9 protein-coding genes and 1 pseudogene are annotated in these 14,498 nt (G+C 72.9%); 6 read left to right on the top strand and 4 right to left on the bottom strand.

Going from position 1 to position 14,498, the window contains the following annotated elements; genetic code table 11:
- Together ACRX5S_RS14630 and ACRX5S_RS14635 are read left to right on the top strand one after the other, a co-directional pair.
- Window positions 1-970, top strand: a pseudogene (locus ACRX5S_RS14630) (hypothetical protein); the annotation flags it as partial.
- 65 nt (window positions 971-1,035) lie between these two features.
- Window positions 1,036-2,610 carry a succinic semialdehyde dehydrogenase gene (locus ACRX5S_RS14635; RefSeq protein WP_436773329.1) on the top strand — a complete coding sequence of 525 codons (1,575 nt, stop codon included), beginning with the start codon at window positions 1,036-1,038 and terminating at the stop codon, window positions 2,608-2,610.
- Window positions 2,611-3,444: 834 nt separating this feature from the next.
- Here ACRX5S_RS14635 and ACRX5S_RS14640 read toward each other — a convergent pair.
- Window positions 3,445-3,741, bottom strand: a complete 297-nt coding sequence (locus ACRX5S_RS14640; protein ID WP_436773330.1) for a chorismate mutase — start codon at window positions 3,739-3,741, stop codon at window positions 3,445-3,447.
- A gap of 381 nt (window positions 3,742-4,122) precedes the next feature.
- Between ACRX5S_RS14640 and guaA the strand changes: the two genes are divergently transcribed.
- On the top strand, window positions 4,123-5,712 hold the full coding sequence (guaA, locus tag ACRX5S_RS14645) for a glutamine-hydrolyzing GMP synthase (protein ID WP_436773331.1): 1,590 nt from the start codon (window positions 4,123-4,125) through the stop codon (window positions 5,710-5,712).
- A 234-nt stretch (window positions 5,713-5,946) separates the two neighbouring features.
- Here the strand turns inward: guaA and ACRX5S_RS14650 are convergent, their stop codons facing one another.
- The gene (locus tag ACRX5S_RS14650) at window positions 5,947-6,384 is read right to left on the bottom strand and encodes a Uma2 family endonuclease (protein ID WP_436773332.1); all 438 of its coding nucleotides are present in this window, start codon (window positions 6,382-6,384) and stop codon (window positions 5,947-5,949) included.
- Between the two features lie 119 nt (window positions 6,385-6,503).
- On the opposite strand from ACRX5S_RS14650, the gene ACRX5S_RS14655 reads away from it, so the two are divergent.
- Window positions 6,504-7,013, top strand: coding sequence for a DUF1990 family protein (locus tag ACRX5S_RS14655; RefSeq protein WP_436773333.1), 510 nt, complete (start codon window positions 6,504-6,506; stop codon window positions 7,011-7,013).
- 100 nt (window positions 7,014-7,113) lie between these two features.
- Here the strand turns inward: ACRX5S_RS14655 and ACRX5S_RS14660 are convergent, their stop codons facing one another.
- Window positions 7,114-8,304, bottom strand: a complete 1,191-nt coding sequence (locus tag ACRX5S_RS14660; protein ID WP_436773334.1) for an ROK family transcriptional regulator — start codon at window positions 8,302-8,304, stop codon at window positions 7,114-7,116.
- Between the two features lie 85 nt (window positions 8,305-8,389).
- Here ACRX5S_RS14660 and ACRX5S_RS14665 point away from each other — a divergent pair, with 85 nt between their 5' ends.
- On the top strand, window positions 8,390-9,592 hold the full coding sequence (locus ACRX5S_RS14665; RefSeq protein WP_436773335.1) for an MFS transporter: 1,203 nt from the start codon (window positions 8,390-8,392) through the stop codon (window positions 9,590-9,592).
- A gap of 196 nt (window positions 9,593-9,788) precedes the next feature.
- Here ACRX5S_RS14665 and icmF read toward each other — a convergent pair whose 3' ends face one another.
- Window positions 9,789-12,971 carry a fused isobutyryl-CoA mutase/GTPase IcmF gene (gene icmF, locus ACRX5S_RS14670; protein ID WP_436773336.1) on the bottom strand — a complete coding sequence of 1,061 codons (3,183 nt, stop codon included), beginning with the start codon at window positions 12,969-12,971 and terminating at the stop codon, window positions 9,789-9,791.
- Between the two features lie 272 nt (window positions 12,972-13,243).
- Here icmF and ACRX5S_RS14675 point away from each other — a divergent pair, with 272 nt between their 5' ends.
- The gene (locus tag ACRX5S_RS14675; RefSeq protein WP_436773337.1) at window positions 13,244-14,482 is read left to right on the top strand and encodes a hypothetical protein; all 1,239 of its coding nucleotides are present in this window, start codon (window positions 13,244-13,246) and stop codon (window positions 14,480-14,482) included.
- Window positions 14,483-14,498: the final 16 nt, after the last annotated feature.

Consider the following 14,498-nt stretch of genomic DNA (forward strand, 5'->3'; position numbering starts at 1 on the left):
CCCGGCGGCGTCCGGGCCGCCCGCGCCGCCGACGTACGTGCCGTCCGTGGGCATGCACGGCACGCACGGCGCGCCGACCTACGCCGCGAACGCGCAGGCGCCGTACGCCACTTCGCCCGGCCCGGACGGCTCCTGGACCGGCAGCGGCAACGGCACCGGGACGGGCTTCGGGCCCGCAGCGAGCGCCGCAGCCGCAGCCGCACCCGGACCCCGGGCGTCCCGCAAGCCGATGATCCTCGGCGTCGTCGCGCTCGTCGTCGCCGTCATCGCGGCCGCCGTGGTGGCCGTCGTCGTCATAGGCAACGACGACAACGACAAGGGCAACTCCGCCGACTCCAACAACACCGCCACCGGCGGCGGCCAGGGTCAGCCGGCCGTCCTGCCGCCGACTCCCTCCGCTCCGCAGAGCACCCCGCCGTCCGGCAGCCCGAGCACGGCGCCCGGCCTGACCCCGCCCACCGGGGCGACCGGCGCCACCAGCGGGTCGCCGGGCACCGGCGCGCCGACGAGCGTCCCCGGCTACACCTGGACCCGTGACCCCGCCGGCTTCTCGCTCTTCGTCCCGACCGGGTGGAAGCGCTCGCAGAGCGGCAGCCAGATCGACTATGTCGACCCGCGCGGCAAGACATTCCTGCGCATCGGCGTGGACAACCAGGGCGTGCACCCGCTCGACAACTTCCGCGCGATCGACGCCGATTTCCAGAAGCGCAAGCAGGACTACCGGACGCTCCAACTCGACGACTACCCCGTCGACGCCCCCGGCTGGGAGGCGGCGGTGTGGGAGTTCACGTGGCGCGGCAACCCGTTCGCGCCGGAGAGCGGGGACCTGCGGCCCAGCCATGCGATCGACCTGGGCATCCGTACCGCGCAGGGCACCGACTTCTCGATCTACGTGGCGTCCTTCGAAGCGGACTGGCCGGCCGCGAAGAAGGCCTTCGACACCGTCGTGACGCACTTCCGCGAGGGCTGATCCGCCGCGGCCGTGTCCCGGCCGCGCCCTTGTTACCGCGAAGTAGCCCGGCTTACCCTGGGCCCATGACCGACACCGCCCGCGACGCGATCCCCGCTGCCCACCCCCGGCTTCCGGTCGACCGCCTGCTGCGGCGCGTCGTGGCCGGTCCGGATCCGACCAGGGTCACGACCCGGGCCCCGTTCACCGGTGCCGCGGTCGCCGAGCTGCCCGAGTCGACGGACGAGGACGTCGCCCTCGCGTACACGCGGGCCCGCGCCGCCCAGGAGCTCTGGGCCGAGCGTCCCGTCGCCGAGCGCGCCGCGGTCTTCCTGCGCTTCCACGACCGACTTCTGGAACGCCAGGACGAGATCCTCGACATCATCCAGACCGAGACCGGCAAGGTCCGCAAGCACGCGTTCGAAGAGGTCCTCGAAGTCGCCCTGTGCTGCCGCCACTACGGCCGTCGGGCACGCGGCCACCTGCGCCCGCGCCGCCGCGCCGGAGCCCTGCCGGTGCTGACCAAGGCCGTCGAGGTGCGCCACCCCAAGGGCGTCGTCGGTCTCGTCTCCCCGTGGAACTACCCGCTGGCGCTGTCCATCGGCGACGCGGTCCCCGCGATGATCGCCGGCAACGCGGTCGTCATGAAGCCCGACACCCAGACCGCGCTGACCGCCCTGTGGGCCCTCGACGTCCTGACCGAGTGCGGCCTGCCGGAGGACCTGTGGCAGATCGTCATCGGCGACGGCCCCGTCATCGGCCCCGCCGTCGTCGACCGTGCGGACTACGTCTGCTTCACCGGCTCGACGCGCACCGGCCGCGAGGTCGCGCAGCGCGCCGCGGCGCGGCTGGTCGGCGCGTCCCTCGAACTCGGCGGCAAGAACGCCATGATCGTGCTGCCGGACGCGGACCTCGAACGGGCCGCCGAGGGTGCCGTACGCGCATGCTTCTCGTCGGCCGGGCAGCTCTGCGTGTCGATCGAGCGCATGTACGTGCACGCCGACGTCCAGGACCAGTTCCTCGAACGCTTCCTCGCCCGCGTCGAGGCGATGCGCCTCGCGCCCGGCTACGACTGGGACGCCGACATGGGCTCCCTCGTCTCGCGCCGCCAACTCGACAACGTGACGCGCCACGTCGAGGACGCCCGCGAGCACGGCGCCAAGGTACTGACCGGCGGACGCGCGCGCCCCGACATCGGCCCGCTCTTCTACGAGCCGACCGTGCTCCAGGACGTGGAGCCGGGCATGGCGGTGTGCGCGGAGGAGACGTTCGGCCCGGTCGTGGCGGTCTACCCGTTCACGGACGTCGACGACGCCGTGGCGCGCGCGAACGCGACGGCGTACGGCCTCAACGCCAGCGTCTGGACGCGCGACACCCGGCACGGCGCCCGGGTCGCGCGGCGGTTGCGCGCCGGCAGCGTGAACGTCAACGAGGGCTACGCGGCGTCGTACGGCAGCGCGGGTGCGCCGATGGGCGGCATGGGCGACTCGGGGCTCGGGCGGCGGCACGGGGTCGAGGGCATCACCAAGTTCACCGAGGCGCAGACCGTGGCGACGCAGCGGGTGATCCCGATCGCGGCGCCGTTCGGCATGACCGACGAGCAGTGGGCGCGGTCGCTGACGCTGTCACTGCGGATAATGAAGACCTTCGGGATGCGCTGACGGGATGCGCTGACTGGTCTTGACCGGTCCAACCGCTACGGCCCGCGACGGCAGGCACGGCCCGTTTTCCGCGCGTCGCAACGCGGCCGCCACGACCGCCCGCGCCACCAGGACCGCCACCGCCGCTACAGTCCGCGTCACCACGAACGCCACCGCCGCCTCGCACCGCCGCCGCCCGCGCCCCGGCCGCGGCTCGGTGTTCCGGCGTCCCGTTGTCCGGTGTGCCGGAGTGCCCGCGGCCGGTGCGATTGCAGATAGTGTGTGATCTCCGGGCGGAGCGTGACGATTCGGTGCGGACTGCCGTGCCGTGTCGCCGTTCGGCACGCCGCCGTGGGTCCTGCGCCGCGCGGTGCGCCGCACGTGGCCGCCTTGGCTCGGGGGGGGGGGGGGGGGGGGGGGGGGGGGGGGGGGGGGGGGGGGGGGGGGGGGGGGGGGGGGGGGGGGGGGGGGGGGGGGGGGGGGGGGGGGGGGGGGGGGGGGGGGGGGGGGGGGGGGGGGGGGGGGGGGGGGGGGGGGGGGGGGGGGGGGGGGGGGGGGGGGGGGGGGGGGGGGGGGGGGGGGGGGGGGGGGGGGGGGGGNTCACGGCGCCGACGCGAGGTCCCACGGCAGCCGCATACGACATGCCTCATCGCGCCGACGATCCTGCACCAGGAACCGCCGTACCGGCGGGCTGGTCAGCAGGCACAACGACGGTCGGCGCGGGGAGGTTACGCCGACGGGTCGGAGAACGTTCCCTTTCGGGTGACGTGCGGGCCGATCTCCTGCCGGGCCCTCCTCTGAAGGGACGTCAGTTCGGCACCGCGGCCCGCACGTCCGGCACGCCCTGCCCGCCCCTCAGATGCGGCCCCGACACAGCTCCAGCAGCGCCATCGCGACCTCGGTGCCCGGCTTGTCGAGCGCCTCGCGGTAGCGGCCGATGACGTCCATCTCGCGGGTGAGCTGCACACGGCGCCCGCCCGCCGCGATCCGGGTGCGCTGGACCTCCTTCGAGAGCGCCACGCGTTCGGTGATCAGCGCGATGATGCGCCGGTCGACGTCGTCGATGCGGGCGCGCGTGTCCGCGATGACCTGGTCCGGAGCGGCCGCCGGGGACTGCGGGGCGGCGGGGCTCGTCGGCTGGGTGCTGCTCATGGTGGTCTCCCTGGGTCGTGGCGCGCCGGCTGCTCGCATACCCGGAAACGGCAGACGCCCCGGGTTCCGAGAACCCGGGGCGCCGTTGAAGCCTGTGGTCGTTTCAGGCGGCAGCGATGGCGCCGGGGGTCCCCGGGCCATAGGTAAAGACGGCTGCCGTTCCGAACATGTCCGCCAGTATGCCGACTCTGCAACGGGCGTGTGGATGCCTTCCGTATGTCGAGACGCACGTTCCGCTTCGTGGGCGCCGGATGCCGGCCGCGCGTCCGCCCGTTCCCCGCCCGCTTCGCTGCCCGTTCCCGGCCCGTCGGAGCCCCGGCGGACCGCCGCCCGCGGCCCCGTAGAATCGGGGTGACCCCCGCACTCCTCGGAAGGCCCTCCGTGACCTCGACCAGTCCGGACGCGACCGGTGCCGAAACCGTTCTCGTCGTCGACTTCGGTGCCCAGTACGCGCAACTGATCGCCCGACGGGTTCGTGAGGCCCGCGTCTACAGCGAGATCGTCCCGCACACCCTGCCGGTCGACGAGATCCTGGCGAAGAAGCCGGCCGCGATCATCCTGTCCGGCGGCCCGTCGTCGGTGTACGCGGACGGCGCGCCCGCCGTCGGGGCCGCGCTGTTCGAGGCCGGCGTACCGGTGTTCGGCATCTGCTACGGCTTCCAGGCCATGGCCCGCGCGCTCGGCGGCAACGTCGCCGAGACCGGCCTCGCCGAGTTCGGCGCGACCGACCTCAAGGTCACCGACACCGGCTCCACGCTGTTCGAGGGCCAGCCGATCGCGCAGTCGGTGTGGATGTCGCACGGCGACTCGGTGGACCGTGCCCCCGAGGGCTTCACCGTCACCGCCACCACCGACGGCGCCCCGGTCGCCGCGTTCGAGGACGACGACCGCAGGCTGTACGGCGTCCAGTACCACCCCGAGGTCCTGCACTCGAAGCACGGCCAGCGGGTCCTGGAACGCTTCCTGCACGTCGGGGCGGGCCTGCGGGCCGACTGGACGATGGCGAACGTCATCGACGAGCAGGTCGCGGACATCCGCGAGCAGGTCGGCGACAAGCACGTCATCTGCGGGCTGTCCGGCGGCGTGGACTCCGCGGTCGCCGCGGCCCTCGTCCAGAAGGCCGTCGGCGACAAGCTGACCTGCGTCTTCGTCGACCACGGGCTGCTGCGCAAGGGCGAGGCCGAGCAGGTCGAGCGCGACTACGTCGCCTCCACGGGCGTCTCGCTCAAGGTCGTCGACGCGCAGGCGCGCTTCCTCGCCGCCCTCGCCGGGGTCACCGACCCCGAGGAGAAGCGCAAGATCATCGGCCGCGAGTTCATCCGCGTCTTCGAGCAGGCCGCCGCCGAGGTCGTCGCCGAGGCCGACGCGCACGGCGAGCAGGTCGAGTTCCTGGTGCAGGGCACCCTGTACCCGGACGTCGTGGAGTCCGGCGGCGGCACCGGCACCGCCAACATCAAGTCCCACCACAACGTGGGCGGACTGCCCGAGGACCTCCAGTTCAAGCTGATCGAGCCGCTGCGCAAGCTGTTCAAGGACGAGGTGCGCGCGGTCGGCGAGGAGCTGGGCCTGCCGTCCGAGATCGTCTGGCGCCAGCCGTTCCCCGGCCCCGGCCTCGGCATCCGCATCATCGGCGAGGTGACCGCCGACCGTCTCGACACGCTCCGCGAGGCCGATGCCATCGCCCGCGAGGAGTTGTCGCGCGCGGGCCTGGACCGCGAGATCTGGCAGTGCCCCGTCGTGCTGCTGGCCGACGTGCGCTCGGTCGGCGTCCAGGGCGACGGCCGCACGTATGGCCACCCGATCGTCCTGCGCCCGGTCTCCTCCGAGGACGCCATGACCGCCGACTGGTCGCGCCTCCCGTACGACCTCCTCGCCCGCATCTCCAACCGCATCACCAACGAGGTCCGCGAGGTCAACCGCGTGGTCCTCGACGTGACGAGCAAGCCCCCGGGCACCATCGAGTGGGAGTGACGCGGTAGGCGACGAACGCGCGGGTGCCCGGTGGTCCACAAGGAACCACCGGGCACCCGTGCGTGTCCGGGCCTCGGAATCAGTCCCAGGATTTGGTGCTCAGGATGGGGTACGGCTCGGGCAGCGGTACATCGTCCCCGAAGGGATAGCCCTGCTTGGCCTGGTAGCCGGGCTGTGCCACGTTTCCGGTGGGCTTGGTATGGAGCCCGACCGTGCGCTTGGCGTGGTCGATGATCAAACACCGCGGAATCCCCGCGCGCCCGTAGGAATCAGTTTGTCCTTAAGATCATTTTTGCGGTTTGTACTGGTGATTTCGACCACCAGGTCCAGTGCATCCGCAATGATCCAGTTCTTGTGCAGACTCGCCTGCCGCCGCTCTTCGGGTGTGAACTCCCGTGCCGCCACCGAGGCGTCGGGGACGACGTGGTTGCCCACCTCGGCGTCGGAGCACCCGTTCCCGAGGCAGAAGGCACGACCGGCCGGGTAGACGTGCGCCAGATCGGCTCGGTTGAGCTGTTTCAGCAGATTGCCGGCGATGTCCTCGTGCTCCTGTGATGGCGGTGGCGTCACAGTGAATCCCCCTTCGACGTACTCGACGCGGAAGCCGTCGGCCGCATCGAGGTCATCGAGGAGCTCGGGGATGTTGACGTGTCGTTCGACCATGATGGTCATGTGCCCTCCTCCGTCGAGACGGAAGCCGTCACCGTACGACTGAGATGGCCCGCGCCGGGGAACGTTTATTCCTTCACCCGTTTGGCCTGGCGACGTGGCTGGGGCGGGAGGATGGCCTCATGACTGCTGCCGTGTTGACGTACTCCGAGGTCGGGGGCACCCTCGCTGAGGTGATGCCCGTCGGGTACCACCACGTTGAGCGGCGGGTGAGGGTCGGGCGCGGGGAGCGGGATTTCGCGGTGCTCGCGGACGCGATCCTGCGGTGGGAGGTTCAGCGCGGGGCGGGGCTCACCGTGCGCGCGGGGGCCGAGCGGGCGGCGGTCGGGGTGGACATCACCTGCGGCGCGCGGGTCGGACCGGTGCGGATCCCGGTGCCGTGCCGGGTGGTGGCCGTGCTGGACGAGCCAGCGCGGAAGGGCTTCGCGTACGGCACCCTCCCCGGCCACCCCGAACGCGGCGAGGAGGCGTTCTGGGCCGAGCTGCACGCCGACGGTGAAGTCTGGTTCGTCGTACGCGCGTTCAGCCGCCCCGGCACCTGGTGGTCCAAACTCGGCGCCCCCTTCGCCCGCTTCATGCAGAAGCAGGTTACGGACCGCTATCTGCGCGCGGGGGAGCGGCTGATGCGGTGAGCCGTTGGGCGGCGGGTCCGGCAGGGGCGTCCCGCGCCGCTCCCGCGCTCCCGCGCCGCTCCCGCGCTCCCGCGCTCCCGCGCTCCCGCAGCGGTGCGGGTCAGGACTCTGAGGGGAACAAGGCGTCCTGGGCTGCCTGTTGGGCGGCCAGGAGGGCGCCGCGGAGGATGGCGGCGCCGCCCAGGGGGGTGGCGCGGACTTCGGTGCGGACGGGGGAGAGCGGGGCCAGGTGGTCCTGGACGCGGGCGGCGAGGGCGGGGCCGCCGGCGTGGCCGGTTTCGCCGCCGAGGACGATGCAGCCGGGGTCGAGGACGGCGGCGACGGATGCCGCGCCGAGGGCGAGGCGGGTGGCGAGGGCGTCGAGGAAGGCGTCGGCGTCGGAGGTGGCGGCGGCGACGGCGGTACGGACGAGCGCGGCGGCCGGCGGCTCCCGGTGCTCCGCACCGTCCGGCACCGACAGGCCGTGCTCGGCGCCGAGTTCGACGATCGCCGGGCTGCCGCACAGGGAGTGGAAGCCGCCGTCGCAGGAGTCGGCGCTCGGGACGCCGTTCGTGCCGGGGACCGGCAGGAAGCCCAGTTCGCCCGCGCCGCCGGACGCGCCGCGCCGGACCCGGCCGTCCAGCACGACGGCCGCGCCGATGCCGAGGCTGAGCCAGACGAGCACGAACGTGTCCTGGCCGCGCGCCGCGCCGTAGCGGCGCTCGGCGGTGGCCGCGAGGTTGGTCTCGTTCTCCACGAGGACGGTCGCGGGCAGTCGCTCCTGGAGGGCCGTGACGAGGCGGCGGTGCCACCCCGGGAGTCCGGAGGAGTCGCGGAGTTCGCCGGTGCGCGGGTCGACGAGGCCGGGGGCGCCGACGCCGACGCTGTGCAGGCGGCTGGCCCCGGCCTCGCGGGCGGCGCGTTCGACCAGGGTGACGGCCTGCTCGACGGCGTCGTCGATGCCGCCCGCCGCGTCGATCGGGGCGGCGGCCTCGGCGAGGGTGGTGCCGAGCAGGTCGGCGACCACGACGCCGACGCTGTTCATGCGGACGTCCACCGCGGCCAGGTGGGCCTGGTCGGCGACGATCCCGTACACCCGCGCGTTGGGCCCGCGGCGTTCGGCGCCGGTCTCGCCGACGACGTGGATGAGGCCGGAGCCCTGGAGGCGTTCGACCAGGTCCGCGACGGTCGGCCGGGACAGGCCGGTCAGGGTCTTGAGCTGGCCCGCGGTCAGCGGGCCCTCGTGTTGGAGCAGCCGCAGGGCGAGCCGGTCGTTGAGGGCCCGGGCGGTGCTGGGCGAGGCGGGCGGCATGGGGAGGATCCTTCCAGATATTTCTATCAGGCAGGGTTCCTGATAGTTTACCGCGGGAGTCCTGGACGGGAGAAAAGGGAGCGCCATGAGCCTCTTGTCGGCCGACACCGAGACCGACCGGCTGAGCCTCCGGCGCGCCCGGTACGCGGTCGCGGCGGTGTTCTGCGTGCACGGCGCGGTCACCGGCAACTTCGCGACGCGCGTCCCCTGGATCCAGGACCACGCCTCGGTCGGCGCGGGCCAACTCGGCCTCGCGCTGGCCTTCCCGGCCATCGGCGCCGCCGTGGCGATGCCGATGGCCGGGGCCGTCACCCACCGCTTCGGCGCCCGCAAGGCGATGCGCGGCCTCCTCGCACTCTGGACGCTCGCGCTCACGCTGCCCGCGCTCGCCCCCAACGTGTACGCCCTGTGCGCCGTCCTGTTCGTCTACGGCTGCACCGCCGGCATGTCGGACGTCGCCATGAACGCCATCGGCGTCGAGACCGAGCACCGCCTCGGCCGCTCGATCATGTCCGGCCTGCACGGCATGTGGAGCGTCGGCCTTCTGGTCGGCTCCGGCGTCGGCACGGTCGCCGCGCACCTGGACGTCGACGCCCGCGCGCAGTTCGCCGTCGCCGCCGTCGTCCTCACCGCCGCGGGCCTCGTGGTCTCCCGGTGGGTGCTGAACGTCGAGGCCGCCCCCGACGAGCACCCGCCCCCGCACTTCGCGTTGCCGCCCAAGTCGGCCTGGCTCATCGGCGCGGTCGGCTTCTGCGCGGTGTTCGCGGAGGGCGCCAGCCTCGACTGGTCGGCGGTCTACCTGGAGGACGAACTCGACACCTCGGCGGGCCTCGCCGCCGCGTCCACCACCGCGTTCGCCCTCACCATGGCGGTGGCCCGACTGGCCGGCGACGCCGTCGTCAACCGCTTCGGCGCGGTACGCACGGTCCGGTCCGGCGGCGTCCTCGCCACCTTCGGCGGCCTGCTGGTCGTGTTCGCCCCGCACCCCGCCCTCGCGATGGCCGGGTTCGGCTGCATGGGCCTCGGCATCGCGGTCGTCGTCCCGCTGGCCTTCGCCGCCGCCGGGCACAGCGGTGGCCCCAACACCAGCCAGGCCATCGCCGGTGTCGCCACCGTCACCTACACCTCGGGCCTGATCGCACCCTCGGCGATAGGCGCGGTGGCCGACGCGACGTCACTCGTGGTCTCGTTCGGCCTGGTGACCCTGCTGGCCTCCGGCCTCGTCGTCGGCGCCAACGTCCTGCGCTCGGCGACCCGTCCCACGACCGCCACCGCGACCAAGCCCTGACGCCGAGCCTGGCCTGGGCCCGTCGAGCCGAGCCAGGCCAGGCCAGGCCGGCCGAGCCGAGCCGAGCGAGGCCGGGCCGTGCCGAACCGGGCCGTGCCGAGCTGTGCGGAGCCAGGCCAGGCCAGGCCGAGCCGAGCGAGGCCAGGCCGTGCCGGACCGTGCCGAACCGGGCCGTGCCGAGCCAGGCCCGACCGCGTCAGACGTTGCGCCGGTACGCGCCGCCCACCTCGAAGAACGCCTCGGTGATCTGCTGGAGGGTGCACACGCGGGCCGCGCTCATCAGCACCTCGAAGACGTTCTCGTGGTGGGTGGCCGCGTGCTTGAGGGCGGCAAGCGCGGCGTCCGCGGCCGAGCGGTGCCGGGTGCGGAAGTCCCGGACCCGGGCGAGCTGCGATTCCTTCTCGGCCTCGGTGGCCCGGGCGAGGGCGACGGGCGCGGGCGGGGCGTCCTCGGCGTGCGGGGCTCGGAAGGTGTTCACGCCGACGATGGGGAGCGTGCCGTCGTGCTTGCGCTGCTCGTACAGCATCGACTCGTCCTGGATGCGGCCGCGCTGGTAGCCGGTCTCCATCGCGCCCAGGACGCCGCCGCGCTCGCTGATGCGGTCGAACTCGGTGAGGACCGCCTCCTCGACCAGGTCGGTGAGCTCGTCGATGATGTACGAGCCCTGGAGCGGGTTCTCGTTCATCGCGAGGCCCCATTCGCGGTTGATGATCAACTGGATCGCCAGGGCCCGGCGGACCGACTCCTCGGTGGGCGTGGTCACCGCCTCGTCGAACGCGTTGGTGTGCAGGCTGTTGCAGTTGTCGTAGATGGCGATGACCGCCTGGAGCGTCGTGCGGATGTCGTTGAAGTCCATCTCCTGCGCGTGCAGGGAGCGGCCCGAAGTCTGAACGTGGTACTTGAGCTTCTGGCTGCGCTCGTTCGCGTGGTAGCGGTCGCGCATGGCCACCGCCCAGATGCGGCGGGCGACGCGGCCGAGGACCGAGTACTCGGGGTCCATGCCGTTGCTGAAGAAGAACGAAAGGTTCGGCGCGAAGTCGTCGACGTCCATGCCGCGCGCGAGATACGACTCGACGTACGTGAAGCCGTTCGCGAGCGTGAACGCGAGCTGGCTGATGGGGTTCGCCCCGGCCTCGGCGATGTGGTAGCCGGAGATGGACACCGAGTAGAAGTTGCGCACCCGGTTCTCGATGAACCACTCCTGGATGTCCGCCATCATGCGCAGGCTGAACTCGGTGGAGAACAGGCAGGTGTTCTGCCCCTGGTCCTCCTTGAGGATGTCCGCCTGCACGGTGCCGCGCACGGTTGCCAGCGCCTTCGCCCGGATCTCCGCGCCCTCCGCCTCGGACGGCTCGCGGCCCTCGGTGCCCCGGAACTTGTCGAGTTCGGCGTCCACCACGGTGTTGAGGAAGAACGCCAGGATCGTCGGCGCCGGGCCGTTGATGGTCATCGACACCGACGTCGAGGGCGCGGTGAGGTCGAAGCCGTCGTACAGCGCCTTCATGTCGTCCAGGGTCGCGACGGAGACGCCGGACGTGCCGACCTTGCCGTAGATGTCCGGGCGTTCGTCGGGGTCGCGGCCGTACAGGGTCACGGAGTCGAACGCCGTGGACAGGCGCGTCGCCTCGCCGTCGTGGGACAGCAGCTTGAAGCGCCGGTTGGTGCGGAACGGGTCGCCCTCGCCCGCGAACATTCGCGCCGGGTCCTCTCCGTCCCGCTTGAACGGGAACACCCCCGCGGTGAACGGGAAGTAGCCCGGCAGGTTCTCCTCGCGCAGGAACCGCAGCAACTCGCCGTGGTCGGTGACGCGCGGCAGCGCGACCCGGCGGATGCGGTTGCCGGACAGCGACTCCCGGGTCAGCGCGGTGTGGATCTCGCGGTCCCGGACCCGCACGACCTGCTCGTCGCCGGAGTACGCCTCGACCGTCGCGGGCCAGGAGGCCAGCAGCGCACGCGAGTCCGCCGTCACCGCGGCCTCGGCGTCGGCGTGCAGGGCGTCCACCGACCCGACGGGCTCCGGGAGTTCGTCGCGGACCAGGGCGACCCGCTGGAGGCGCGCGGCGGCGTCCGCCTGCGCGCGCGTATCGGCGTGGTACCCGCGCACCGTCTCGGCGACCTCGGCCAGGTAGCGCGTGCGCGAGGCCGGGACGATGTGCGCCGCGCCGGTGGAGGTACGCACCGACACCGGTGCCAGCGCGCCCTGTTGCCGCGGCAGGCCCTGCTCGGCGAGGCGCTCCGCGAGGTGCTGGTACAGCGCCGTCACGCCGTCGTCGTTGAACGTCGCCGCGCTGGTGCCGAACACCGGCATGTCCTCGGGCCGCGAGCCGAACGCCTCGCGGTTGCGCACGAGTTGCCGTGACACGTCGCGCAACGCGTCCTCCGCGCCCCGTCGTTCGAACTTGTTGATGGCGACGACGTCGGCGAAGTCCAGCATGTCGATCTTCTCCAGCTGGGAGGCCGCGCCGAACTCGGGCGTCATGACATAGAGGGCCGTGTCCGCGTACTGCGTCACCGCGGCGTCGCCCTGTCCGATGCCCGGCGTCTCCAGGATCACCAGGTCGTAGCCGGCCGCCTTGCACACGTCCAGGAACTGGTCGATGCGCTCGGGGAGTTCGCGGCCCGCGGCGCGGGTGGCGATGGAGCGGAAGAACACCCGCTCGCCGTCGAGGGCGTTCATCCGGATGCGGTCGCCGAGCAGCGCGCCACCGCCGCGCCGCCGGGTCGGGTCCACCGCGAGCACCGCGACGCGCAGTTTGTCCTGCTGGTCGGTGCGCAGGCGCCGGACGAGTTCGTCGGTGAGGGAGGACTTGCCGGAGCCTCCGGTGCCGGTGATGCCGAGGACGGGTACGCGCCGGTCCGCGGCGGCCGCGCGTACCGCCGCCAGGTCGGTGTCGTCCAGGCCGCGGTTCTCCACGACGGTCAGGGTGCGGGCCAGCGCGCCGCGGTCGCCCGCGAGGAGCGCGTCCAGTGCGGCGGGACGCTCGGCGAGGTCGACGTCGCAGGCCTCGACCAGGGTGTTGATCATCCCGGCGAGGCCGAGGCGCTGGCCGTCCTCGGGGGAGAAGACCGTGACGCCGGAGCGGGCCAGGCGGGAGATCTCCTCGGGGATGATGACGCCGCCCCCGCCGCCGAACACCCGCACGTGGTCGGCGCCGCGCTCGCGCAGCGACTCGACCAGGTACTCGAAGTACTCGACGTGGCCGCCCTGGTACGAGCTGACCGCGATGCCCTGCGCGTCCTCCTCCAGCGCCGCGTCGACGACCTCGCTCACCGAGCGGTTGTGGCCGAGGTGGACCACCTCGGCGCCCTGGGACTGGAGGATCCTCCGCATGATGTTGATGGCCGCGTCGTGCCCGTCGAAGAGGGCGGACGCGGTCACGAACCGCACGGGACGAACCGGGACGTACAGGGCCACAAGAGCCTCCGACAACGCATGGGGCGACGCACGAACAGATGCCTGGCTCCCAAGATACTAGGAAGTCCGACTATTGCCCAGGTTAAACACAGTGGGGTACGGGTGAATCGGAGGGTGGAGCGGAAGTCCCGTATCCCACCGGCATCATCGGCAACTCGTGTCATGCGGCAGAATGCCCGCTGGCAGGTGCGAACACGGAACGCGGCGCGCCGCCGGTCCCAGGGGAGGGTTTCTCGATGGCGCACGGCGTCAGCGTGCACGGTCCGGACTGCCACTGCGTGGTCCGCGAGGAGTACCGGCGGGCCCACGAAGGCTTCGCCGAGGCACGGCGCGCGCTCGCCCGCCGCGAGGGGGTGCCGTCCGTCGTGGCGCCCTCCGAACCGGCCACCCGGCAGTGGATAGACGACGAACTCCGTTCTCGATCACAGGAGTTGGCCACCAAGCGACGCGCCCACGGCAGGGCCGCGCTGCGCCTGCTCGGCACCCGTACGCTCGCGGTCCTCTGGAGCGCCGTGGTCGTGCTCCTGGTCGTCGAGGCGCTGACCGCGATCGGCACCGGCTGGACGGTGACGCGCACCGCCGCCCTGACCGCGGCCGTCGTGTCGGCCGCACTGCTGACCGGCCTCGCGTACTGGGCCCGCGCGGGTGCCGGGCTCTACGCGCCGGTGCGCGGGGCAGACGGCCGGCTGTCCACGTCCAAGGCCGTCGCGGGACTGTGGGCCGTCGCCCTCACCTATACGTTCGCCTTCTTCGCGGTACGCCTCGCCGCCGCCTCGGACGGCGACGACCGCTCCGACCTCCTCGACAGCCTCGGCTCGGTGTCCGCCGACCAGATCGCGCTCTTCGCGGCCCCGCTGTTCGCCGCGGTCCTGGTGCGCCGCGTCGTCGGCGACAAGGTCGGCCGCCGCGTCCTCCAGAAGCCGCACTCCGACCGCGCCCGGCTGCGGGACCTCGCGACCGACGACAACGGCCGCAGCTCGCTCACGGACGCGCAGTACGCCCTGGTCAACCTCGTCGCCGTCGGCTTCGTCGTGGTCGGCCTCGCCCGCGACCCCGGCGCCCTGCCGGACATCCCGGCGACCCTCGTCGCGCTCGCGATGGTCTCCGTCGCCGTGTACGTCGTCGCCAAACTGGTCGAGAACAACCGCCCCGTGATCCTGTCGGTCGTGCGCGTGCACGTGCCCGGGAACCTCGACACCGCGGTGCGGCAGGGCGACGACATCGAGATCCGCGGCACCAACCTGGTCGGCGCGGGTGCCGCGGAACCCGACCAACTCGCGCGCGTGGTCGTACGTTTCGGCGCCGTGCACGTCTACGCGCCGCTCGTCCCCACCGAGACCGGCTTCGCCAACCCGTGCGACGCGGTGCTGGTCGTGCCGATCCCGGTGGACGTCGACCCGGGGCGGGTCGAGCTGTGCGTAGTGACGGCGTCGGGCGTGGAGTCGAACCCGTACGAGATCGAGATCGCGGACTGACGCGACGCGGCGACGG

The sequence above is a fragment of the Yinghuangia sp. YIM S09857 genome, from assembly GCF_051388915.1.
Taxonomy (GTDB): domain Bacteria; phylum Actinomycetota; class Actinomycetes; order Streptomycetales; family Streptomycetaceae; genus Yinghuangia.